Source organism: Paenibacillus silagei (assembly GCF_017874735.1).
GTDB lineage: Bacteria > Bacillota > Bacilli > Paenibacillales > Paenibacillaceae > Paenibacillus_AQ > Paenibacillus_AQ silagei.
Genome location: NZ_JAGGLV010000001.1, coordinates 633,131 through 653,959, shown reverse-complemented (window position 1 = coordinate 653,959; position 20,829 = coordinate 633,131). Strand labels below are relative to the sequence as shown.

The following is a 20,829-nucleotide window of genomic DNA, read 5'->3' as shown; positions in this document are numbered from 1 at the left end:
CTGCGGCAAATACAATCGTAATATACCATTCGATATGAAATGAGGGAGTTCAATGGCCCGGCCGCGTGAATTTGATCAGGATAAGGCGCTAGAGGCAGCTATGGATGTATTTTGGGAAAAAGGGTTCGAAGCGGCCTCCTTAAGCGACTTGACCGCAAGAATGGGCATTCAGCGTCCAAGCCTATACTCTGCCTTTGGAGACAAGAAGGGCCTATTTGAAGCTGCCCTACGAAAATATACGAGTTCCCATGCCGCCTATGTCCGGGGCAGTCTGCACAAGCATTCTTCAGTGAAAGAAGCATTCCGTACTTTTTTTGAAGATGTGGTGTCCAAAGAATATGAGAAAAGCCCGAGCACGGGGTGCTTCTGCATCAATTCAATGGTGGAGCTGGCTGCCCATGATGAGAAGTTCGAGATTCTGACCAGGGAACATCAGATGTATCTCTCGGTGATTTTCCAGGAAACGCTTGAACGGGGTATACAGTCAGGGGAGCTGGATGCAGGGATAAATGCCAAGAATCTGGCGCAGACGCTGGTCATTTCGTTAATAGGACTTACCGTGTTCCTGAAATCCCGTCCGGACAGGGTAGTGATTGATAACTTTGTGAAACAGATACTTACCCTAGTAACCATATCCTAATCAAAAGAGGGAAGGTGATGGCTATCTTTATGGAATCAAGCAAAGAGAGGGAGCTCTCCTTCGATATCCGCAGAACAGTGATCTTAGGTGCATACATGCGGGATTGGCAGATGCCGGAATGCCGGATCATCTTGAGCAAGCCCGATACAGCCGTCCATGTTGAAGTTTACTATTTTCCGGCTGATGATGAGACTACAGTGGCGAGGTTCGCAACAGTCGGGTTATCCGCAGCTCACCGCCCGAATGGACAAGCTGTGGGTACGGAGTGGATGATGGCTCTGACCTCTGACTTAGGCGGAGAGTCTGTGGACCGGATATTTACCTATCTCTGTGATCTTATCGCCCATCATATAGAGGGTGCAGGTGATTCACGGATACCTAGAGTGATGGAAGAGAGTCCGCTGGCCCCGGCTAACTGGACAACTACTGCCCTGTTGCTGGATGAGCTGAGGGGAGAAAGTGAAGAGCTGGAGGAGATTCAGGTCGGGAGCGAGAGGGTTGAGATCCTATGGGCGCTACCAGTCACGGCGCAGGAGGCTGTATTAATCTTAAGTGAAGGCGTGGAGGCCTTTGATTCCTACATCGAAGAGATCGAGCATTCTATTATTGATCCGCGGCGGCTGAATGCTTCCACGGAAGCGTAACATTTTCCATGAAAAGGGTTGCAAGAAAGTCTTGTTGAACCCAAAAATCCATGATATAATCGGTCCATAATTAAATAGATAACGGATTGTTACTACGTATGTAGGCAATACCATTAACAGAGCTATATTTATATGGCGAAGTTTGTGGTCTTGCCTTTTTTTATTTTGTGACAAAGGTGGTTATTATGAGAATTGCAAAAGTGTTGAATAATAATGCCATCATTACTATGAATGACCAGAATAAAGAAGTGGTGGTAATAGGCAGGGGGATTGCGTTCAAGAAGAAGCCGGGCGACCTCATTGAAGAAGATAAAATTGAGAAGGTCTTCATGGATAATGAGAGTATATCCGACAAAATGAAGACGCTTCTATCCGAGATTCCGCTTACGCATATGGAGATTTCGGAGCGTATTATTAATCTCGCCAAAATGAATCTGGGGAAGAGACTGCACGACAGCATCTATGTTAGTCTGACCGACCATATCCATTCGGCTATCGAACGCTCCAGGCAGGGACACCATATCAAGAATGTGTTGCTGTGGGAGGTCAAGAAATTCTACAAGGATGAATTCGAGATTGGTGAGAAAGCGCTGTTACTGATCCATGAGGAGCTGGGAATCCAGTTCCCGGAAGACGAGGCCGCTCATATTGCGCTCCATCTGGTGAACGCGCATATGAATGAAGAGATCCCGAATGTAGTTAAAATCACTAAGATTGTGCATGAAATTCTCAATATTGTGAAGTACCATTTCAAAATCGATTACGACGAAGAGTCGCTAACGTATTACAGGTTCGTCACCCATCTCAAATTCTTCGCCCGAAGAATATTAAATGGCACACATATTGAGAATACCGATAGTGAGTTATATGAGATGGTCAAGCGGCAGTATAAGGACTCCTTCTTGTGTGGACGGAAGATTCAAGATTATATCCGAAAAACATACAATTGCACACTGACCAATGAAGAAGTCATGTATTTAACGATTCATATTGAAAGAGTCGTCCATCTAAAATAACCCTTGTTTGGGGTTGCTACTGCGGAGCAGGCAAAACCTAAACTGGACTTGGATTATCCCTCTGTTTTTCCGGGGGTATTCTTTGGCCGGTTTAGGTTTTTCTTATATTTTCTTATAAATGAAGAGGAGTGAGCTGTACCATGGATCAACAAAAGCTGGCGAAAGAAATACTAAAATTAGTAGGCGGGGAAGACAACATACAGGATTATACCCATTGTATGACCAGACTTCGCTTCAATCTGCGGGATAATGGGGCCGCGGACCGAATAAAGCTAAAGGAGCTGCCTGGAGTGATGGATGTTAACATTAACGGCGGGCAATTTCAGGTCATTATCGGGAACGATGTGTCCAAGGTGTACGGGGAGTTAAGCAAGATTGCCAAAAATAATGCTGGCTCTGCCAAAGAGAACGCTGAACAACAAGGTAACAACAAAGGGCAGAAGCTCGGAATTAAAGCTTCGATTGGCAAGTTTTTTGCAGATATATTACCCGGGATATTCAATCCTCTTGTTCCGGCTATAGCGGGAGCAGGGATGATCAAGGCGCTGTTGGCTATAATCGTCATGTTCAATGCCACAGCAGCGACTACGGATCTCTACAAAATTCTGAATATTATTTCAGATGCCGTATTCTATTTCCTGCCGATGCTGCTCGCCTTCAGCTCTGCCAAGAAATTCAATGTTAATCCGTATCTGGCTGTTGTGATAGGGGGCGTGCTGCTCCATCCTAACTTTGCCAAGTTTATGGCCGACGGGATCACGTCGATGAGCTTCCTGGGATTGCCGGTTAAGCTGGTGTCCTACTCTTCCTCTGTTATTCCTATTATTGCAACCGTATGGATCATGTCTTATGTAGAACGTTTTGTCCGCAAAATTGTACCGAATGTACTGAAGACCATCCTGGAACCGATGCTGATCCTGTTGATTGTGGCACCTATCGCATTAATCGTGATTGGTCCATTAGGAATTTATGCGGGTAATGCCATTGCCGATGGCTACATGTATTTCTATGAGCACTTCGGTGTAATCGCCGGTACGCTGCTTGGAGCCACGTTCTCGCTGATGGTCATCACCGGACTGCATTACGGCCTCATTCCGCTTGTCTTCCAGGCGATTGCCCAGAACGGCTTCGACTATATTATGCCGATTATGACCGTTGCTAATATCGCGCAGGCCGGTGCGGTATTCGCCGTATTCCTGAGAACCAAGAATGGCAGCCTGAAATCCTTGTCCGGGGCGTCAACGATCAGTGCGCTGATGGGGATCTCTGAGCCAGCGATTTATGGTGTGAACCTCAAATTGAAAAAGCCGTTTATTGCCGGGCTGATCGGTAGTGCGGCAGGTGCATTCATCTTAAGTATCTTCCAGGTAGCAGCCTATGCGCTGGGAAAAGTCGGCTTGCCGTCCTTGCCGCTGTACATTGGACATAAATTCTCCCTGATGGTTCTGGCGGTGGTTGTCAGCTTTGCCGTTGCTGCTATTGTCGCTTATGTTCTGGGCTTCAAGGATGTTACAGAGGCACCGGTGGAAGAGAACAATACGGACCTTCCTGAGCCGTCTGCGAGTGAACCTGTATCTGCCAAAAAGCTGCAAAATGAACAAATCTATGCGCCCATTGCAGGCGAGGTTAAAAGCTTAAGCGAAGTCAGCGATCCTGCCTTTTCGCAGGAGACGATGGGTAAAGGTGTTGCCATTCTGCCTAGCGAGGGCCGTGTGGTTTCTCCAATTAATGGTGTGGTGTCGGTAGCCTTCAAAAAGAAACATGCTGTCCTTCTTACCAGCGACGATGGGGCAGAGGTTCTGATTCACGTCGGGATTGATACGGTCAAGCTGGGCGGCAAACACTTCACGCTCCATGTGAATCAAGGCGACCGGGTAAATGTCGGCGATCTGATTCTTGAATTCGATAGGGACAGCATTATTCAAGAGGGCTTCGAGATCATTACTCCGGTCATCATCTCTAATACGGGTGACTACACAGACATTACTGCGGTCAGCCCGTCCACCGTGAAAGAAAAGGATACTCTGCTGAAACTTAATGTATAAACCAATAGAAGGGAAGAGAACAGAATGAAACAGACAGACATGCAATTCCCGGAAGGCTTTTTATGGGGGGGCGCGATTGCGGCTAATCAGGTGGAAGGTGCCTATCAGGAGAACGGTAAAGGGTTATCGATTGCTGACATTCTGGCCAATGGGATCTTTAACCCGCCCTATGAGCATCCCGATAAAAAGAATCCTTACCATGACGCTATAGATTTCTATCATAGATATGAGGAGGACATCGCTTTATTTGCTGAGATGGGCTTCAAGGCGCTTCGTACCTCTATTGCCTGGACGAGAATATTCCCGAACGGGGACGAAGAGACTCCCAATGAAGCTGGCTTGCAGTATTACGACCAGTTATTTGATTGTATGCGAAAGTATAATATTGAGCCGGTTGTGACGCTGTCTCATTACGAGATGCCGCTTGGACTTGTTAAGGATTACGGCGGGTGGAGAAACCGCAAGCTGATTGAGTTTTTTGAGCGATATGCGATTACCGTATTCAAGCGCTACAAGGACAAGGTGAAATACTGGATTGCCTTCAACGAGATCAATGTGCTGCTCCATATTCCCTTCGTCGGTGGAGGAACGGTCATTGAGGAAGGCGAGAACAAGAAGCAGATCATTTACCAGATGGCGCACTACCAGCATGTAGCCAGCGCACTTGCGGCGAAGGCCTGCCATGAGATTATTCCGGGCTCGCAGATGGGCTGTATGATCGCTGCAGGACCGTACTATCCGCATACCTGCCATCCCGATGATATTCTCACAGCCATGGAGATGGACAGACAGGTCTACTTTTTTACCGATGTTATGGCCAGAGGATACTACCCTACTTATGTGAAACGGTGGTTCAAGGAGTATGATATCGAGCTGGATCTGACGGCAGAGGATGAACAACTGCTAAAGCAGCATACCGTCGATTACATCAGCTTCAGCTATTACAAGAGCCGCTGCGCCAGCGCGAATCCGGATGGTCTGGAGATGGTATCGGGCAACCTGGCTATGGGAGTCAAGAACCCTTATCTGAAAGCGTCCGAGTGGGGCTGGCAGATCGATCCCACTGGCCTGAGATTCACGCTGAACCAGCTCTATGACCGGTATCAGAAGCCGCTGTTCATTGTGGAGAACGGGTTCGGCGCTGTGGATACGGTAGAAGAAGATCAGAGCATCCATGATGATTACCGGATCTCCTACCTGCGGGACCACATGATTGAAGCGGGCAAAGCGATTGAAGACGGTGTTGAACTGCTGGGCTTCCTGAGCTGGGGACCGATCGATATTGTAAGTGCCTCAACAGGCGAGATGAAGAAGCGGTACGGTTATATCTATGTCGATAAAGATAATGAGGGGAACGGCACGCTGCGCAGAATCAAGAAGAAGAGCTTCGACTGGTACAAGGAGGTTATCGCCTCCAACGGGAAGAGCTTATAGTCTGAGGGAAATGAGATCACTTAAAAAAGCAGAAGGCACCCGCTTGGGTGCCTTTAGTTTTGCTGGTCAGTTTCTAGTTCACCTACACGTTCAGCACCATATAACTGGTTCAGATGCTCAATGTGGGTGACTCCCCAATCATTCATGGCCTGCATGATGCCGGACAAGCTTCGTCCGTATTCCGTGATGGAGTACTCCACCTTCGGCGGGATCTGGTGGTAAATCTCACGGTGGACAATATTATGGTATTCCAGCTCACGCAACTGCTGTGTGAGCATTTTTTTGGTGATCTCAGGAATGGCCCGCTGTAATTCGCTGAATCTCATAGCTCCGTTATTGAACAGGCGCAGCAGAATGACAGGCTTCCATTTCCCCACGAAGATTTCTAATGCGGATTCGAATTTGCAGTAGGTCATATCGCTGCCCCCTTGATTCACGTAAGGTATCTTTGAAGTAACTAGGTTTAATTAAAGTGTCTACTTCTCATGGGAAACCCTTCATATTATTATGCAGCTAAGGTTTCTGTAGCGCAAGAAGAACCGCCTGCCCGGGTGGAGGGGACCCGGATGCGGCTTGCGTAAACATATGAGAAGGAGTGACATTGTATATGAATATCGTGTTATGGGTCTTACAGATTGTTCTAGGTGCGGGGTTCTTGTATTCGGGTTGGCTGAAGGCATTTCAGTTGGACTCGGCCCGGGCGGCCTGGAGCTGGGTGAATGATGTGCCGCAGGGGCTGGTTATGGGAATCGGCATCGCTGAGCTGCTGGGGGTCTTGGGGTTAATTTTGCCGATGGCTCTTCGCATCCAGCCGCAGCTTACCCCGCTCGCCGCTATGGGTCTGGCTGCTGCCGCAGGCTCCGGTCTGGTCTTCCATCTATTGCGGGGCGAACCGAATGTGTGGATCAACATCATCTTTATAGTACTGGCGGTCATTATTACTGTTGGGCGTTTCCCGCTCTTGCAGGGGCGTTAAGTCCCGTCCCTTGAGTAGATGAGGACGGATACCCTGAGACCTTGCTTCAAGAGGATGCCAGTTATCCCTTCGGATATGGGGAGCTTTATATTTACGCCCAACTCGGGATGGCCGGGATCAAGCATCCGGTAGCAGGGTTCTGGCAATTCTCTTAGGGCCGGAGTTCATCGTATAGTAGGAAAATGAAGAATTGACAGTCCGTAGTGCAATGCTATAATCAAATAAATTGAAAATAATTCTATAAATATTTCTTTACTGGAATCTGCATCTAGATGAACTTCACTAATAACTATTCGAGTCACTTTCGAGTAATGGGGTGAAAGATGGAAGAGCTCAAAGAGTCTTTCGTAACTAATGTAGAGGATATGAGTTGGATCAGGCGCACTTCTGACTGCTACTTTATCATTGATGAGACTGGGCGAGTTATACAATGGAGCACAGAGCTTGAAATGCTGCTTGGTATTTCAGCCACACAAGCTGTAGGCAAGACCTGCCGTTCGCTTGATCTCTTCAGTGATTGTACCGGGAACAGTCTCTGTAAAACCTGCCAGGTTCTAAGTGCTACAAAACACATGGACAATTGCAACGGATCACGCAAGGTATTTGTTCAATGTGGCTCAATCCGGGTTCCTTTCATGAAGGATATTCGTGTCAGCAACTACGATAAGCGGTTAATTTGGGTGACCCTCGAACAGACCTCGATGTTTTCTCTGACAGAGAAGCTGACTCCCCAAGAAAATAAGGTGCTGGACCTATTATCCAGAGGCCATTCAACGCAGCAGATTTCTTTAGAATTATACATTTCATATACTACGGTACGGACTCATATCCGCAATCTTTTGAGTAAGCTTGGAGTACACAACCAAAAGGAAGCAGTTTCTCTTTTTTTTCGAGCCGCTTACAGGGGAAATAATGAGTAATAGAAAAGGATCATCTCCCGGTCATTGACTGAGGAGGTGATCCTTTTTGCTGTGTAATTTCAAAATTGTTATAAAAATACTTCAATTGTACGATTACTCCACTTCTAGTATATGTTATTTTTGTAGCATATTTAGTGGCATATATTGAAAGCCGGGAGCAAATGTCCCCCGGTGAGGGAGGGGAATATGAGTACTATTGCAGCAATACAGGATCAGTTCAAAGCTCCGTTCTATCTGGTCTGGGAGATTACACTTTTATGCAACGCCAGTTGTGTGCATTGCTATTCAGGCGCCGGCCGCCGGCATCCTGAAGAACTGGATACAGCAGAGGCTCTTAATGTAGTTGATCAATTAGCAGAAGCCGGCGTCCTTCTGCTTGGACTCTCAGGGGGAGAAGCTCTGCTCAGGCCCGATTGGATGGACATTGCCTCCCGCGCTTCGTCAAAAGGGATGATGGTTTCAATCGGCACTAACGGAGCTGTGATTAATGATGAGATGTGCCGCCGGATCATTGAATCCGGGGTTTCCGGCATCTGCGTCAGTATTGATGGAGCGACAGCGGAAGTTCATGAGCAGGTACGCGGTGTCAAAGGGCTATATGATAAGGCTGTTAGTGCTATCGAAACATTAGTGAAGCATGGGATTAATGTTACTGTCGGGTATACGCCGACACGGCTTAATTTCAGGGATGGCCGAAGTGTCGTAGAACTGGCAGCCCGGCTTGGTGCAAACGGAGTAAATTTATCTGAGTTTATTCCCACAGGACGGGGAGATCAGGCATTGGCGCTTACGCCTAATGAGCTCCGCGATGTAATTGTGGAGTGGATCTCCATGCAGCAGGAATACGCCGGAAAGCTGAAGATATATTGGCATGACTGCCGAGTTGCACTGATGCTGCCGCCAGAGCAGGCATCACAATATATAGGCTGCGGTGCAGGCTATGTTACCGCTCGTATAACTGTTAACGGTGATGTCACCCCTTGTGTAACTTTACCGCTTACGGCAGGCAACTTGCGTGAGCAGAGCTTCCAGGACATCTGGAGACATTCGCCGGTCCTAGCAAATATTCGTGACAGGACAACAAGAAACGAAGGGAATTGCGGCACTTGTGAGCATAAGTTCATCTGCGGAGGATGCCGCTCAGCGGCATTAGCCTACCATAACGATGCTTCAATGGGTGATCCTTATTGTTGGGTAGTTCCTGAAACAGTTCAAGTTTAGAAGGAGAGGATAAGATGCCGAATTTCACTTCAGATACGGTACTAACACTCGCATCAAATATTGTTACCCGTAAAGAAGAAAATAGCAAGTATGTGGTGTACAACCCGGCAACAGATGAACTTCATGTGTTGTCACGTCTGGCCTATACCATACTAAAGCTGTGTGAGCAGCCTGCCCGAATTGATGAGATTACAGAGCTTGTTGAAGAATCCATTCCAGCCTTTAAGTGTGACCAGGGGCGAGTGGAAGTGAACAAATTACTTCACAAGCTATTGAAACGGGGTTTGCTTCAGGCAGCCTGACCAGTTCAATAGAGAGGAGGTGAGGAAATGGAAGCAACCAGAGATATGTTGTGGAACATCGCCCGTGACAATATGGCGGAAATGGAGGACGCTGATTTACTGGCAGCCATTCAGGAACTGGATATTGTAGATTTAGGGGAATTATCTGTTATTGCCTGGAGAGTAATTTAACAAGCAAGGAGCCTCGGGCGCTGCCAGAGGTTCTTTTTACAAGGAGGTAGCTAATGGATCAGGGCGGAGCAACCTGCCGGAGGTTAAGCAGTGGATTGAAAATTATTCATCTCCCGTTAGCTGGCTTGAATACAGTATCGATAGGTCTGCTTTCGGGTGCGGGTGCAAGGCTGGAAGCAGAAGATGAAATAGGCAGCTCACGGATCCTTGAAGATTGGATATGGCGGCGGGAACAGAAGCAAGAGGATATCCATGATATTTTAGCCGATTTCGGGGCTAATTTGAAAACCTCATCCAATATAGAATGGACACGTCACTGGACTACAGTGCTTTGTAATCAATTTGAGCCGGTCTTCAAACTGTTTTTGCATGATATTCTGGAGTTTGATTTATGCACTAATACGTTTGCGGCCAGCAAGGAGTACACGGTAACGCTTGCCAGTAAACGCCGTCAGGAACCGAATGCGTACGTAATGGATGTTTTGCGGGAGAAAATGTCCGGGGGTACAACCATTGGACGGTCAACAGTTGGACTAGTTGAAGATATGGACAAGTTAGATTTGCCTAAGATACAGAACGTATATGAACGTCTTTATGCGCCAAATAATTGTGTGGTTGCTGTGGTTGGAGGCATTCCAAAGGATAGAATGGGGAAGCTGCTGGACGAAATTGTTGAAGCTGGCGATGTACAGAATTCACCTGTTGTTCCTCAGGAAGAATCTCCGTCCTGGCAATCCTGTGTGCATTCCATCGAACAGGAAGGCAGACTGGTTCATCTGGGAGCGGCGTTGCCCTGTGTATCATGCAGCCACCCTGATTTTTTTGCATTTGCTGTGTTATCACAGGCGCTGGGTGGAGGAGACGGCTCCAGACTTTTTGAGAGTATCCGTCAGAAAAAAGGATTGGCCTATCAAGTGCGAAGCAGCTTAATGTCTTTCAGGGATACTGGACTTCTAACCTTTTATTTGGCCACCGGACCCAATTTTGTGTCCTGGGCAGCCTCTGCTATCGCGGGGGAAATAAAACATATCAGGAATAAAGGTATTAGCAGGGAAGAGGTTAATGCCGCCAAGAACCAGCTGTTAAACCAGATGGTACTAAGGTCCGAGAGCACAGCTTCCAGAATGAACACATTGTTGACCGCTTCTTGGTATCCGGGGTACCCCGGGACGTTGACGGCCATGGAAGAGGCAATAAGTGCGGTTACTCCGAAGGCAATTCAATCCGCTCTAATGAATGTTGCTCCGGCTGCAGCAATGGGGCTGGTAACTTTGGGGCCGGTATCAGCTTCAGCGTTAGTATTGGATCAATAGGGGGACATTATGGCTTACTCAGAGTGGAAATATCCAAATGGACTGAACATAATCACAGAGGATATGCCCTCAATGGCGAGTGTGACAGTCGGATTTTTTGTGTTAAGCGGGGCGGGGCATGAGTCTCTGGAAGAGATAGGCATAGCACATGCGCTGGAGCATCTGCTCTTTAGAGGTTCTCTGCTCTATCCAAAGGGAACGATGAGTCCCGAGTTCACTCAACTAACAGGAACTATGAATGCCTTTACCACCTGGGAATATACTTGCTTCTACAGCCGTTCCACCCCTGAGGTATTGTCAGATGCATTTCTTCCGTTAATGGACATGATTCGTCAGCCTCTATTACGGGAAGAGGATTTCAATCTGGAACAGAATATTATCCGCAGGGAATTATCAAGACAATTGGAGGAACCGAGGAGCAGACTGACCCATGCTCTCCATCAATCAGTGTATCCGGGACGTCTTGGTAAGCTGCTGATTGGTCATGATGAAGATATCCTGCAACTGAAGGCTCCGGACCTGAGGGAATTTCACAAACGGCATTACATTCCATCGAATATCTTGCTGGTGATTTCAGGTAGGCTTGAGAAGTGCATCGGACTGGATTCCTGCCTGCAAGCCTTAGAGGATTGGGATGAGTCTATAATTCCGGTTGAGCTTGAACAGCCGCTAATTGCACAACCTGAAGTGGTCAACCTTACGCAAAAGCATTCAGAGTTATGTTACTCCTTATGGGCCTGGAGTCTGCCGCCGTTAGAAGATAAAGAACATTACGCTGTCCATTTGTTATGTACCTTATTAGGGGACGATAATTATATCGGCTCAAGGCTCTACAATAAGATCGTCGCACCTGGATTTGCACAGCAGATCACCTGTGTATACACCGTATTAGGCGGCAAAGGGCTGTTCAAAATCTATGGTCTGACAAGCGCACCTCAGTTGGAGTGGATTCGAGAAAAGATGCTGGTGGAGCTGCAGCAGATAAAGGCCGGAATGATTACGCCACGCGAATATAACCGAGCCAAGCAAAAAGTTAAAACACAAATGGCTCTGGATGCTTCTGGATCCCACAGCCGTTCGGTTTCCATTGCGCAGGCTTGGATGCGTCATAAACGTATGGTTCCTCTAAGTGAACTCCTGGCACTCATTGATCAGATTAGTATAGATGATCTTCAAAATATAATAGAACAGTACTTTAGCGGCAGAGAGTTCTTTGAAATCTACGGATAAACACAAGAAACGGGGCTGGTCAAAATATGGTAGAGAAATGGTTCAGCTATCCTGTACATATGGTCTGGGCGGTTACAAATTTGTGTAATGCTCACTGCATACATTGCTCGTCAAGCTCTGGAACCTGTCTCCCGGGAGAATTGGATCAGACACGCGCTTTGCAGTTAATTGACGAACTGGCGGAAATAGGATGTATTGATTTAGCCTTGTCCGGAGGGGAGCCGCTGTTTCGGCCAGATATTGACCAGATTATTAGACATGCTGTTCATCATAATATGCAGGTCGGTCTGGGGACCAACGGCTGGGGTCTGAATCTAGAGAGAGCGAAGGCATTGAGGACCTTAGGACTTCAACGCATCCAGATTAGCCTTGATGGGATAGGCCAGACGCATGATGAAGTGCGAGGGCTGAAGGGCCTGTTTAATCGTGTGGAACGTGCCATTGATGCTTCTCTGGAGTCTGGACTTCAGACACATATCTGCTTCACTCCCCACAAAGAAAATATGCATCATACGGAGCAGGTTATTGAATTTGCTCTGGCCAAAGGGGTCCATTTGTTCAATCTGTCACAGTTTGTACCTGTTGGCAGGGGAAGTCAAAGCATGGATTTGCTCCCCGAGCAATGGAGATCTTTGGCCGAGCTGTGGGTGCATAAGAGGGAGCAGCTCAAAGGACGTATGAAGTTCAGCAGCCATTTGGCGCAAATGGCCTTGGTTGATCCCGCTCTAGCCTGCCAGGAGGGCTTCAGAGGCTGCCAAGCCGGAATGGCACAAGGGTATATTTCTGCAGATGGCTGGGTTACTCCCTGTGTTATGCTTCCGGTAAAGTTAGGAAATGTGCATGAACGGTCCCTGAAAGAGATTTGGGACAGCTCTGAGGTTATCCAGCAATTACGTGACCGGAGCAACCTGAGCGGAAATTGCGGTCAATGTGGAATCCGGGAAAAATGTGGGGGATGCCGCGGAGTTGCTTATGGCCTGTATCACGATTATTTAGCTGATGACACGCATTGTTGGCTGCATTCTGTACCAGAGTCTGCAGATCGCATCACAGTCTAACATGAAAAGGAGAATGTACAAATGAGCTATGTTACCAGAGATGAAGACATTCGGTATGTTATTTTGCTCAGTCATGCAACAAATGAAAAAATGAGTCTTGAACTTATTCGTGCCCATGTGAACCATTTACGGGAACTTGACCGGGAAGGGAAGCTGGTATTATGCGGGCCGTTTACGGATTATGCAGGCGGTATGGTCATTATCCGTGCATCGTCCAGAGAAGAAGCGGTAAGCATCGCAGAACGTGATCCGTATGTCCTTTCAGGCAAAGAGAATTATGAACTGCGCACCTGGGAGTTGTCACATGAGAGTAACGGACATATGGGGATTGTTGAATAGAATGAGAATGAAGAGAGGTTGATTCTTTCATGCGGCTTGCGTTTTCCTATTTTAGACGGCATGACCCCATATTATGGATTAGGGTATTTGGAACCGGCCTATGTGCATTAACTACATTTATGATCCGGCCTTTTCTCATTTTTTATATCTCGGATAAGCTTGGTGGAACAGTATTGATGCCCCTTCTGGTAGTAGGTCTTCAACCGCTGGCGGGAATTTTGCTGAGTTTTTGGGGCGGAGGGCTTGCTGACCACTATGGGCGTAAGCCGGTCATGCTTGTATCATTAGCTATTCAGGCTTTATCCATGTTTGGTTTTATATTTGCTGAATCCCTGTGGATGCTGATTCTGATCTCTGTACTTGGGGGTATGGGGATGCCGATGTTTCTTCCAGCAGCAAATGCCCAGATTTCTGACGTTGTTCCTGAGGAGAAACGGGCGGAGGCTTTTGCCCTTATTCATGGTGCAGTCAATGTTGGTGGTGCACTGGGGCCCTTGCTGGGCTTGGCCGTGTATCTATTGAATCAGAATGTTATCTTTGTGGTTTGTTCGGCTTCTTTTATTTTGTTTGCTTTGCTCATTTGGTGGAAGGTGCCGGAGACACGGCCGGAGGAGAGCCTGCATTCCGATAAGCCTGAAAAAGCCCGCTCGAGCAGACTTCTATACCGTGAACATAAATTATTGTACCTGCTGACCTTATTCGCGCTTCCTGTGGGATTGCTGTACTCTCAAGTGGAAACTACTCTTCCTCTGCATCTGAAGACAAACTTTTCTAATGCATCTACCATCTTTGCCGGCCTGATGACGATTAATTCCGTTGTTGTCATTCTGCTTATGGTCTGGTTGCCAAAGAAGACTGAAAATAAATCACCACAGTCTATGATTTTGATAAGTTATCTGCTGTTTGCAATTGTATGTCTGGGTTATGGATTTGCTGCCTCATTCTTTGTATTGGTGGTCACGGAGCTGATTTTTACCGTAGGTGAAATCATAGGCATCATCCACTTGCAAAAATATGTTTCCATTGCTGCCCCTGCAGGGATGCGAGGGAGATATAACTCTATCTTTGGTTTATATATGCAAATCCCTAAAATCCTCGGCCCGATTTGCTTCGGACTGATCTTTGAGCACTTTGGTGGGGGGCTGATGTTTTCGCTTATCGCTAGTCTGTTAGTTCTTTGTGGAGTGGCGATCTATCAGCTAATCCGTAACGCAGAGAATCAGAAATTCGCTCTAATGCAACAGGAGCTGCAGACGAAGACAGCAGTTTGAGGGGTGGAATCAGGATGCGGATATGTTCTGTGAACATTGGAAAAGCTGAATCGATTGAACATGAAGGAAAACACATATTGTCTGCGATTACAAAGAAGCCAACAAATGATAGGGTTTTCTTATCCGACCTAGGCCTGCAAGGTGACGAACAGGCGAATAAGATTAGGCATGGCGGACCACACAAAGCGATTTGCGCTTATCCGGAGGAATATTACACTGACTGGGAAAAGGTGCTTTGCAGGGAGCTCCCTTTTGGATCCTTCGGGGAAAATCTTACTGTACAGGGTATGAGGGAATCAGAGGTAAATATCGGCGATATTTTTATGTGGGGGGAAGCGTTGCTGGAGGTTACGCAGCCTCGCCCTCCATGTCATAAACTGGCTAAAAAGTTTGGGTGCCCTCAACTGCCGCTTATTTTCCAGGATCTGGGAAAAACCGGTTTTCTTATGCGTGTCTTGCAGGAGGGGTGGGTAAGCATTGAGAGCCAATTCGTTTGCTTTAAGACCCATTCTTCTAAAATCTCTATTAAAATGGTCAACGAAGCTATGCACAAGGATGTATCGAATAAAGAACTAATAATGAATATTTTACAGGTGGAGGCTTTATCGCCAAGCGTTAGAACCACCTTGAAGTTAAGACTGGCAGGACATTATGAGGACTCTACAAACAGAATGCAAGGAATGTGAAGTGAAAGCCGCTTGCAGCTATCATTATTTATGATACTCACCTTCTCTTCTAGTCATTTTACCTAACCGCTGTAACAGCCTACAATTTGTATGAAGCCACTACAGTGTAATAGGAGGATACGAAGATGAAGGCAATTACACTTGGACCGCAGGGTCTGCAATATACGGAGCATCCGGACAAGCGTCCTGAACAGGGACAGGTCAAGGTAAGGTTAAAGACAGCCGGACTCAATCACCGGGATTTATTCATTATAGCTGCTGCTTCTGCTACAGAAGGTGCACCGGGTCCGCTTCATCCTTGCGTGCTTGGTTCAGACGGGGCTGGTGTTATTGAAGAGACGGGTGAAGGGGTAAGCGGCCTGGCTCAGGGGATGGAAGTCATTATTAATCCATGTCTCGGATGGAATCGGGCGGTTGAGGTGCCTGTGGTTCCTGACATATTAGGGTATCCTGCTGACGGGACTTTTGCGGAATATGTGATTGTGCCTGAGGAGAATGTTGTGCCTAAGCCAGCGTATCTGTCCTGGGAAGAGGCGGGTGTTTTACCCCTAGCGGCACTTACTGCGTATCGGGCGTTATTCACTAGAGGGGGCCTGAAGCGGGGCGACCATGTACTGATTCCGGGCATTGGCGGCGGAGTGGCTACGTTTGCTGCTCTTATGGCGGCAGCGGCAGGGGCGCGGGTTACAGTTACGTCCAGAAGTGAAGCGAAGCGTGCAGAGGCCCTGCAATTACCGGTTACTCAGGTTATAGACAGCAACACCCGTTGGAGGGAAGAACTCGGGAACTATCCTGTAGACCTGATCCTGGATAGTGTAGGTCCAGCCACATTCGGGCAATACTTCGAGGTCATCAAGCCGGGCGGGAGAATCGTCATGTTCGGCGCAAGCTCGGGCGATGATCTCACCATTCCGGCCAGAGCGATCTTCTTCCCGCAGCTTCAGTTGCTTGGAACATCCATGGGCAGCCATGAAGAGTTCACCGCGATGCTTCGGTTCATGGAGCAGCATCAGATACACCCTATCATGGATAGCGTGTATTCATTAGCGGAGACCCCGCTTGCCCTTCAGCGGATGGAACGCGCGGAGCAGCTCGGGAATATTGCCCTGAGAATAGGCTAAGGGTACAGGGACAGGAGATACAGAGGCTACTGACATCGGCCCGATAGCCTTGCACCCGCTGAATGTGATCGGTTTTTCGATTACATTTGGAGCGGATAACCTTTCGTCAGCCGAATGTGATCGGTTTTTCGTCTACATTAAAAACGCTACTGACATAACGTTGTCAGTAGCGTTTTTTTATCATTAGACATGTACACATTCAAGAGAGGATGAACACTTATGAATTTCGCTTCGATACGCATCATTACTGACGACATCGATCGTCTGGTTGAGTTCTATGAGCAAGTGACAGGGGTGACGGCAGAGCGGCCCGCTCCTGTATTTGCGGAATTCGTTATGCCCACATGTACTCTGGCCATCGGCCACTCCAAGACAGCACAGCTATTCGGCGCAGATGCTGTAGTGGCGGGAAGTAACCGCACGGTTATTATGGAGTTCCGCGTTGACGATGTTGAAGCGGAGTATGCACGCTTGAAGCCAGCTGTTGAGGATTGGGTACAGGAGCCAACCACGATGCCGTGGGGGAACCGCTCGATGCTGTTCCGTGATCCCGACGGCAACCTGGTGAACCTTTTTCAGCCGGTGACGGAGGATGCAATGAAACGGTTTGCTGGCAGGTAATAACAGAGGTGCAGGCGGGTTAGATCATAACGCCCCTGCATCTCTTGCTGTATAGAACGACGGATAGATCGGGCGGTAATGCAGTTCGTCTCTGATCCGCGAGGTATCGACAATCATGTCCCATGGATCATATGGCTGCTGCAGAGCTTCAGGCGCGGGTTCGGCCTGATGAAGCTGAAGCATCTCGGCCACGGAGATCGGTGCATCATCAGCCACATTATAGATGCGTCCGTCGATGCCCGGCGTGAAGGCGGCGAGCATCAGCGCCTGGCTGATATCCGCATGATGGGCCATATGGATGCGTCTGGCCGGATTCCATTGGCTGAAATAAGGCAGTACCTCCGCGATATGGGGGTCGCGCTCACCGTAGACGAAGGGAAAACGTACAATACGCAGCCCTAAGCCCTGTTCACGGTGAAGTGCCAGCAGCGCCGCTTCAGCTTCCGCCTTACTCTGGGGATAGGCAAAAGCAGGCCGGAGGTCATCCTCCTCCCGGCTGGGCCGCGAATGACCTCCCGGTCCGTAGACGTGGTTGGTGCTTGCGAATACGAACCTTGGCACATCCGCATCCAGCGCTGCACGGGCCAGGGCCACAGCGCCGTCAATATTGGCTATTCGGGTGGTCTGCTCATCCACGCCGCGGAACTGGGCGGCTAAGTGAACCACAACGCCAATGTCCCGCAGTGCTTCAAGATATCCTTCCGGCTGCAGAAGATCGCCTTCTACGCATTCAGCCCCTTGCTGGCGAAGCTCCTCCACCCTGGCAGTATCCCTGACCAAGAGTTTAACCTGATGGCCGCGCTGGAGCAGACGCGGAACCAGACGGCTTCCTACCTTACCTGTTGCTCCAGTTACAAAAATCTTCATCCTCAGATCCTCCTAAGTTGTTAAGTCATAGGAGGAGTATAATGGGACGCGCGAATAGCATCCTTCCTGCCTTTATCGTATGATTGGGAGTGTCAGGATAAGGAGGCGATTCTATTCTATGGAGAACGTTTCTTCCAAAATATCATTGGGTGAATTTCTGCGTACGCGCCGGGAACGCCTTACGCCGGAGGATGTGGGGCTGAAATCTTATGGACGGCGGCGGATTACAGGGCTGCGCCGGGAAGAAGTAGCCCAGCTTGCCCATATCGGAACCTCGTGGTACACCTCCCTGGAGCAAGGGCGGAGTGTCAATCCATCGGAGGAAGTCCTTAATAATATAGCCAGAGCCTTGCGGTTAACAGAGGATGAACGCCAGCATCTGCATCTTCTTGCCAGACCGGTACAACAGGACAGGGAAGCGGATATGCACATTCCTGCGGGCATTGAACGGATGATCCAGGTGCTAGGTCCGCATCCGGCATTTGTGCTGGGGAGATATTGGGATATGCTGATGTGGAATCAGGCGGCTGAGCTTGTGTTCCGGTTACCTTCGTGTGCGGATGCGGTGCCGGAGAGAATCAACTGGGTCAGATATCTTTTGACAGGGCTGGGGCCATCCGTAGAGGGTTGGGGAACTGGAGCCAAAGTCCTGATTGCCCAGTTCCGTGCGGATTACGCGCGCTTCCCTGATGATGCGAGGTTTAAGCAGCTCATCGAAGAGTTCATGCAGAACAGTCAGATCTTTCGCGAGATCTGGCCGCTTCATGAGGTTCAGGCTATAGCAGACCACCACAAACAGAGATATGATCCCCGATTCGGCGAGATGGAGTTTGAGCATGTGACCCTGCAGCCTCCGGGTAATCCGGACCTGAAGGTAATGATCTACACAGCTTCAACAGAGACAAGTGAGCGGCTGCAGCGTATGCTGGAGACTCTTGGGGCAAAAGCGAAATAGAAACTAAAAGCTGGGAGGCCCCTTGAGCGCCTCCAGCTTTTTTGTACATAAATCGGACCTAGTAGGGGTAGTCCTAATTGCAATTTGTACAACTAAATCGCCGGATGTGCCGCCAAATCTCTTTTTAGATGTATTTCGTGCAATTAAAATGCCTCTAGTTCTGGATTTTTGCCCATCCAGGCAAATTTAGTTGTACAGACTACAATTAGAAGAAGATGGACTTCCGTTTCACTGTTTTTAGTTGCACAGAATACACTTACCCCTGTTTTTTCGCTACAGATACAGCCTCATCCCTTACCGCATTTATGGACTGAAATCACTTGATTAATTAGGATGGTCGTTTACCCTTGAGAAGGGAAACCGGAGAAGGGAAAACGGGGCGGTTAACAGAAATGGTATATGTACAGGAAATCAGCGAAACGGAAGGATAGAGCCATGAGTAACTTAATCCTGAAGCATTGGACGGAGGAGTGTGAGCTGCCCGGGATCAATTGTATTGCTTGGGCAGATGGCAGCATTACGATTCTGAATATTGAGACCTGTTACGACCCGAATACCCGTCAGCGTACAATGCGCTGTTCCCCCTTGTGTGACACAACGATTGAGAGCATTGTGAAGTATAACGATGATCCTTGGACCATTGTTGATGCATGGACGAGTCTGGATTATGAGGGCGGTACAATCTACGGCGGGGACGGGCAGATGGGGAATGAGGGCTTCATTGCCTGCACCGATGCGGGCGGCAATATGGTTTGGGCTATTTTCTCGGATGTCACCAATCCTATCAAGCAATTAAGTATTGAAGACCGGACATTAATCGCGATGAATGAGCATGATGAGCTGAGGATCGAGATCAATCTGGATCATCTTACAGAGATGAGGCTGATCCCATGCCGCAAGTAGAATCAAGAAATGCCTTTTCCAGTATTCTAGAATGAACATAGAGCGGTTGGAACGAGGGGGTGAGCGGACGGTGTACGAGTGGCACAGGCAGATCCAGACCATTGTCGATGATATGGACCAAAGCATTAAGCAGCATAACAGTGAGGCCATAACGCTGCAATCTCTTGCTGACAAGCTGGGTTATTCGGAGTTTCATACTACGAGGAAATTCAAAGAGATATCCGGGATGCAGCTTAGGGATTACCTTCGCCACCGGAAGCTGGCTTTTGCACTGAAGGAGGTGCGGGACAGCGGAAAAAGCATTCTGGATATTGCGCTCGACTATGGATTCTCCTCCCATGAAGCTTTTACGCGCGCGTTCAAGGTGACCTATGGTGTGGCCCCAAGCGAGTACCGGAGACACCCGTATCCTGTTGTCCTGCGGACCAAAATCAACCCGTTTGACCGCTACTTTTTCGGACTAGGAGAGGTTGGGATGATCAAATCTACAGAAGAGGTTAAGATTTATTTCGTAACCATTCCGGCGCACAAATTCCTGCACATTAAGAATTACGAGAGCAACGGGTACTGGGATTTCTGGCAGAAGCAGAGCCTGATTCCAGGGCAGGACTGCGAAACCATCACCGGCTTGCTGGACAGTATCAAGGGGAAACTGGATGATGACGGCGGAAGCGATACGAACAGCGGCAACGGCCAGATTATGGCGTATATGAATGACCCGGACGGCAGGCTCTGCGATTGGGGATTTCCGCGTACAGAGTGTTATGGTGTGCGTCTCCCTTATGAGTATGAAGGTGAATTCCCCGCGCAGATGCTGATGGCGGATGTCCCCGAGGCCGAGTATATCGTATTCGAGCACGGGCCATTCGATTATGAGCAGGAGAACCGCAGTGTCGAGGAACGGATGGAGCAGGCGATGGCTGCTTTTGACTATACAGGCACTGGCTACTGCTTCGACTCTACCCCCGGCCGGATCATCTACTTCTATTTCAACCCGGATCGGTACTTCAAGTATGTCCGGCCTGTGCGGAAGTCTTAACCGCTTGCCAAGCACCTGCTGCTTCATAGGGTAGGTGCTTTACTGATTTCCATAGAA

Annotated in this window: 23 protein-coding genes; 21 read left to right on the top strand and 2 right to left on the bottom strand. The window is 48.5% G+C overall.

Going from position 1 to position 20,829, the window contains the following annotated elements; all coding sequences use genetic code 11:
- Positions 1-52 precede the first annotated feature (52 nt).
- The 5 genes from J2Z70_RS02810 to bglH all read left to right on the top strand — a co-directional run bounded on the left by J2Z70_RS02810 (position 53) and on the right by bglH (position 5,779).
- Complete coding sequence (locus J2Z70_RS02810) at positions 53-640, top strand: TetR/AcrR family transcriptional regulator (RefSeq protein WP_209869040.1); 588 nt, start codon at positions 53-55, stop codon at positions 638-640.
- 29 nt (positions 641-669) lie between these two features.
- Complete coding sequence (locus tag J2Z70_RS02805) at positions 670-1,284, top strand: suppressor of fused domain protein (RefSeq protein ID WP_245367913.1); 615 nt, start codon at positions 670-672, stop codon at positions 1,282-1,284.
- 185 nt (positions 1,285-1,469) lie between these two features.
- Positions 1,470-2,300 carry a BglG family transcription antiterminator LicT gene (licT, locus tag J2Z70_RS02800; RefSeq protein WP_209869036.1) on the top strand — a complete coding sequence of 277 codons (831 nt, stop codon included), beginning with the start codon at positions 1,470-1,472 and terminating at the stop codon, positions 2,298-2,300.
- A 140-nt stretch (positions 2,301-2,440) separates the two neighbouring features.
- Complete coding sequence (locus tag J2Z70_RS02795; RefSeq protein ID WP_209869034.1) at positions 2,441-4,345, top strand: beta-glucoside-specific PTS transporter subunit IIABC; 1,905 nt, start codon at positions 2,441-2,443, stop codon at positions 4,343-4,345.
- Between the two features lie 24 nt (positions 4,346-4,369).
- Entirely contained in the window at positions 4,370-5,779 is a 1,410-nt protein-coding gene (bglH, locus tag J2Z70_RS02790; protein ID WP_209869032.1) for an aryl-phospho-beta-d-glucosidase, read from the top strand.
- 53 nt (positions 5,780-5,832) lie between these two features.
- Here bglH and J2Z70_RS02785 read toward each other — a convergent pair whose 3' ends face one another.
- On the bottom strand, positions 5,833-6,195 hold the full coding sequence (locus J2Z70_RS02785; protein ID WP_209869030.1) for a winged helix-turn-helix transcriptional regulator: 363 nt from the start codon (positions 6,193-6,195) through the stop codon (positions 5,833-5,835).
- 191 nt (positions 6,196-6,386) lie between these two features.
- Here J2Z70_RS02785 and J2Z70_RS02780 point away from each other — a divergent pair, with 191 nt between their 5' ends.
- The 13 genes from J2Z70_RS02780 to J2Z70_RS02720 all read left to right on the top strand — a co-directional run bounded on the left by J2Z70_RS02780 (position 6,387) and on the right by J2Z70_RS02720 (position 17,008).
- Positions 6,387-6,755 (top strand): DoxX family protein, encoded by a 369-nt coding sequence (locus J2Z70_RS02780; RefSeq protein ID WP_209869028.1) that lies wholly within the window; start codon positions 6,387-6,389, stop codon positions 6,753-6,755.
- Positions 6,756-7,078: 323 nt separating this feature from the next.
- Positions 7,079-7,675, top strand: a complete 597-nt coding sequence (locus tag J2Z70_RS02775; protein ID WP_209869026.1) for a response regulator transcription factor — start codon at positions 7,079-7,081, stop codon at positions 7,673-7,675.
- Between the two features lie 186 nt (positions 7,676-7,861).
- Complete coding sequence (locus J2Z70_RS02770; RefSeq protein ID WP_209869024.1) at positions 7,862-8,896, top strand: radical SAM/SPASM domain-containing protein; 1,035 nt, start codon at positions 7,862-7,864, stop codon at positions 8,894-8,896.
- 14 nt (positions 8,897-8,910) lie between these two features.
- Positions 8,911-9,198 carry a PqqD family protein gene (locus J2Z70_RS02765; RefSeq protein ID WP_209869022.1) on the top strand — a complete coding sequence of 96 codons (288 nt, stop codon included), beginning with the start codon at positions 8,911-8,913 and terminating at the stop codon, positions 9,196-9,198.
- Positions 9,199-9,225: 27 nt separating this feature from the next.
- Positions 9,226-9,369, top strand: a complete 144-nt coding sequence (locus J2Z70_RS02760; protein ID WP_209869020.1) for a hypothetical protein — start codon at positions 9,226-9,228, stop codon at positions 9,367-9,369.
- Between the two features lie 53 nt (positions 9,370-9,422).
- Positions 9,423-10,682: a M16 family metallopeptidase gene (locus J2Z70_RS02755; RefSeq protein ID WP_209869018.1), complete on the top strand. Its 1,260-nt coding sequence runs from the start codon at positions 9,423-9,425 to the stop codon at positions 10,680-10,682.
- 9 nt (positions 10,683-10,691) lie between these two features.
- On the top strand, positions 10,692-11,912 hold the full coding sequence (locus J2Z70_RS02750; RefSeq protein WP_209869004.1) for a M16 family metallopeptidase: 1,221 nt from the start codon (positions 10,692-10,694) through the stop codon (positions 11,910-11,912).
- Between the two features lie 26 nt (positions 11,913-11,938).
- A complete protein-coding gene (locus tag J2Z70_RS02745) occupies positions 11,939-12,970 on the top strand; it encodes a radical SAM/SPASM domain-containing protein (RefSeq protein WP_209869002.1) in 1,032 nt (343 codons plus the stop codon).
- A 21-nt stretch (positions 12,971-12,991) separates the two neighbouring features.
- The gene (locus J2Z70_RS02740) at positions 12,992-13,309 is read left to right on the top strand and encodes a YciI family protein (RefSeq protein ID WP_245367912.1); all 318 of its coding nucleotides are present in this window, start codon (positions 12,992-12,994) and stop codon (positions 13,307-13,309) included.
- Positions 13,310-13,338: 29 nt separating this feature from the next.
- Positions 13,339-14,580 carry an MDR family MFS transporter gene (locus J2Z70_RS02735; protein ID WP_209869000.1) on the top strand — a complete coding sequence of 414 codons (1,242 nt, stop codon included), beginning with the start codon at positions 13,339-13,341 and terminating at the stop codon, positions 14,578-14,580.
- A gap of 29 nt (positions 14,581-14,609) precedes the next feature.
- Positions 14,610-15,266 carry an MOSC domain-containing protein gene (locus J2Z70_RS02730; protein ID WP_209868999.1) on the top strand — a complete coding sequence of 219 codons (657 nt, stop codon included), beginning with the start codon at positions 14,610-14,612 and terminating at the stop codon, positions 15,264-15,266.
- Positions 15,267-15,391: 125 nt separating this feature from the next.
- The gene (locus J2Z70_RS02725) at positions 15,392-16,387 is read left to right on the top strand and encodes a zinc-binding dehydrogenase (protein ID WP_209868997.1); all 996 of its coding nucleotides are present in this window, start codon (positions 15,392-15,394) and stop codon (positions 16,385-16,387) included.
- Between the two features lie 219 nt (positions 16,388-16,606).
- Positions 16,607-17,008: a VOC family protein gene (locus tag J2Z70_RS02720; protein WP_036722960.1), complete on the top strand. Its 402-nt coding sequence runs from the start codon at positions 16,607-16,609 to the stop codon at positions 17,006-17,008.
- Positions 17,009-17,032: 24 nt separating this feature from the next.
- Here the strand turns inward: J2Z70_RS02720 and J2Z70_RS02715 are convergent, their stop codons facing one another.
- Positions 17,033-17,875: an NAD-dependent epimerase/dehydratase family protein gene (locus tag J2Z70_RS02715; RefSeq protein WP_209868995.1), complete on the bottom strand. Its 843-nt coding sequence runs from the start codon at positions 17,873-17,875 to the stop codon at positions 17,033-17,035.
- A 118-nt stretch (positions 17,876-17,993) separates the two neighbouring features.
- Here J2Z70_RS02715 and J2Z70_RS02710 point away from each other — a divergent pair, with 118 nt between their 5' ends.
- From J2Z70_RS02710 to J2Z70_RS02700, 3 genes are all read left to right on the top strand, one after another.
- A complete protein-coding gene (locus J2Z70_RS02710) occupies positions 17,994-18,830 on the top strand; it encodes a helix-turn-helix transcriptional regulator (RefSeq protein ID WP_209868993.1) in 837 nt (278 codons plus the stop codon).
- Between the two features lie 435 nt (positions 18,831-19,265).
- Positions 19,266-19,733 carry a hypothetical protein gene (locus J2Z70_RS02705; RefSeq protein ID WP_209868991.1) on the top strand — a complete coding sequence of 156 codons (468 nt, stop codon included), beginning with the start codon at positions 19,266-19,268 and terminating at the stop codon, positions 19,731-19,733.
- Positions 19,734-19,764: 31 nt separating this feature from the next.
- On the top strand, positions 19,765-20,772 hold the full coding sequence (locus J2Z70_RS02700) for a helix-turn-helix transcriptional regulator (RefSeq protein ID WP_245367911.1): 1,008 nt from the start codon (positions 19,765-19,767) through the stop codon (positions 20,770-20,772).
- Positions 20,773-20,829: the final 57 nt, after the last annotated feature.

Excerpts from the sequence above, each read along its gene's own strand:
- J2Z70_RS02750 (WP_209869004.1), top strand. The coding sequence starts at position 10,692 with ATGGCTTACTCAGAGTGGAAATATCCAAATGGACTGAACATAATCACA.
- J2Z70_RS02740 (WP_245367912.1), top strand. The coding sequence starts at position 12,992 with ATGAGCTATGTTACCAGAGATGAAGACATTCGGTATGTTATTTTGCTC.
- J2Z70_RS02755 (WP_209869018.1), top strand. The coding sequence starts at position 9,423 with ATGGATCAGGGCGGAGCAACCTGCCGGAGGTTAAGCAGTGGATTGAAA.
- J2Z70_RS02745 (WP_209869002.1), top strand. The coding sequence starts at position 11,939 with ATGGTAGAGAAATGGTTCAGCTATCCTGTACATATGGTCTGGGCGGTT.
- J2Z70_RS02780 (WP_209869028.1), top strand. The coding sequence starts at position 6,387 with ATGAATATCGTGTTATGGGTCTTACAGATTGTTCTAGGTGCGGGGTTC.
- J2Z70_RS02765 (WP_209869022.1), top strand. The coding sequence starts at position 8,911 with ATGCCGAATTTCACTTCAGATACGGTACTAACACTCGCATCAAATATT.
- licT (WP_209869036.1), top strand. The coding sequence starts at position 1,470 with ATGAGAATTGCAAAAGTGTTGAATAATAATGCCATCATTACTATGAAT.
- J2Z70_RS02700 (WP_245367911.1), top strand. The coding sequence starts at position 19,765 with ATGAACATAGAGCGGTTGGAACGAGGGGGTGAGCGGACGGTGTACGAG.
- J2Z70_RS02785 (WP_209869030.1), bottom strand. The coding sequence starts at position 6,195 with ATGACCTACTGCAAATTCGAATCCGCATTAGAAATCTTCGTGGGGAAA.
- J2Z70_RS02810 (WP_209869040.1), top strand. The coding sequence starts at position 53 with ATGGCCCGGCCGCGTGAATTTGATCAGGATAAGGCGCTAGAGGCAGCT.
- J2Z70_RS02720 (WP_036722960.1), top strand. The coding sequence starts at position 16,607 with ATGAATTTCGCTTCGATACGCATCATTACTGACGACATCGATCGTCTG.
- J2Z70_RS02805 (WP_245367913.1), top strand. The coding sequence starts at position 670 with ATGGAATCAAGCAAAGAGAGGGAGCTCTCCTTCGATATCCGCAGAACA.
- J2Z70_RS02795 (WP_209869034.1), top strand. The coding sequence starts at position 2,441 with ATGGATCAACAAAAGCTGGCGAAAGAAATACTAAAATTAGTAGGCGGG.
- bglH (WP_209869032.1), top strand. The coding sequence starts at position 4,370 with ATGAAACAGACAGACATGCAATTCCCGGAAGGCTTTTTATGGGGGGGC.
- J2Z70_RS02715 (WP_209868995.1), bottom strand. The coding sequence starts at position 17,875 with ATGAAGATTTTTGTAACTGGAGCAACAGGTAAGGTAGGAAGCCGTCTG.
- J2Z70_RS02760 (WP_209869020.1), top strand. The coding sequence starts at position 9,226 with ATGGAAGCAACCAGAGATATGTTGTGGAACATCGCCCGTGACAATATG.
- J2Z70_RS02705 (WP_209868991.1), top strand. The coding sequence starts at position 19,266 with ATGAGTAACTTAATCCTGAAGCATTGGACGGAGGAGTGTGAGCTGCCC.
- J2Z70_RS02775 (WP_209869026.1), top strand. The coding sequence starts at position 7,079 with ATGGAAGAGCTCAAAGAGTCTTTCGTAACTAATGTAGAGGATATGAGT.
- J2Z70_RS02770 (WP_209869024.1), top strand. The coding sequence starts at position 7,862 with ATGAGTACTATTGCAGCAATACAGGATCAGTTCAAAGCTCCGTTCTAT.
- J2Z70_RS02725 (WP_209868997.1), top strand. The coding sequence starts at position 15,392 with ATGAAGGCAATTACACTTGGACCGCAGGGTCTGCAATATACGGAGCAT.
- J2Z70_RS02710 (WP_209868993.1), top strand. The coding sequence starts at position 17,994 with ATGGAGAACGTTTCTTCCAAAATATCATTGGGTGAATTTCTGCGTACG.
- J2Z70_RS02735 (WP_209869000.1), top strand. The coding sequence starts at position 13,339 with ATGCGGCTTGCGTTTTCCTATTTTAGACGGCATGACCCCATATTATGG.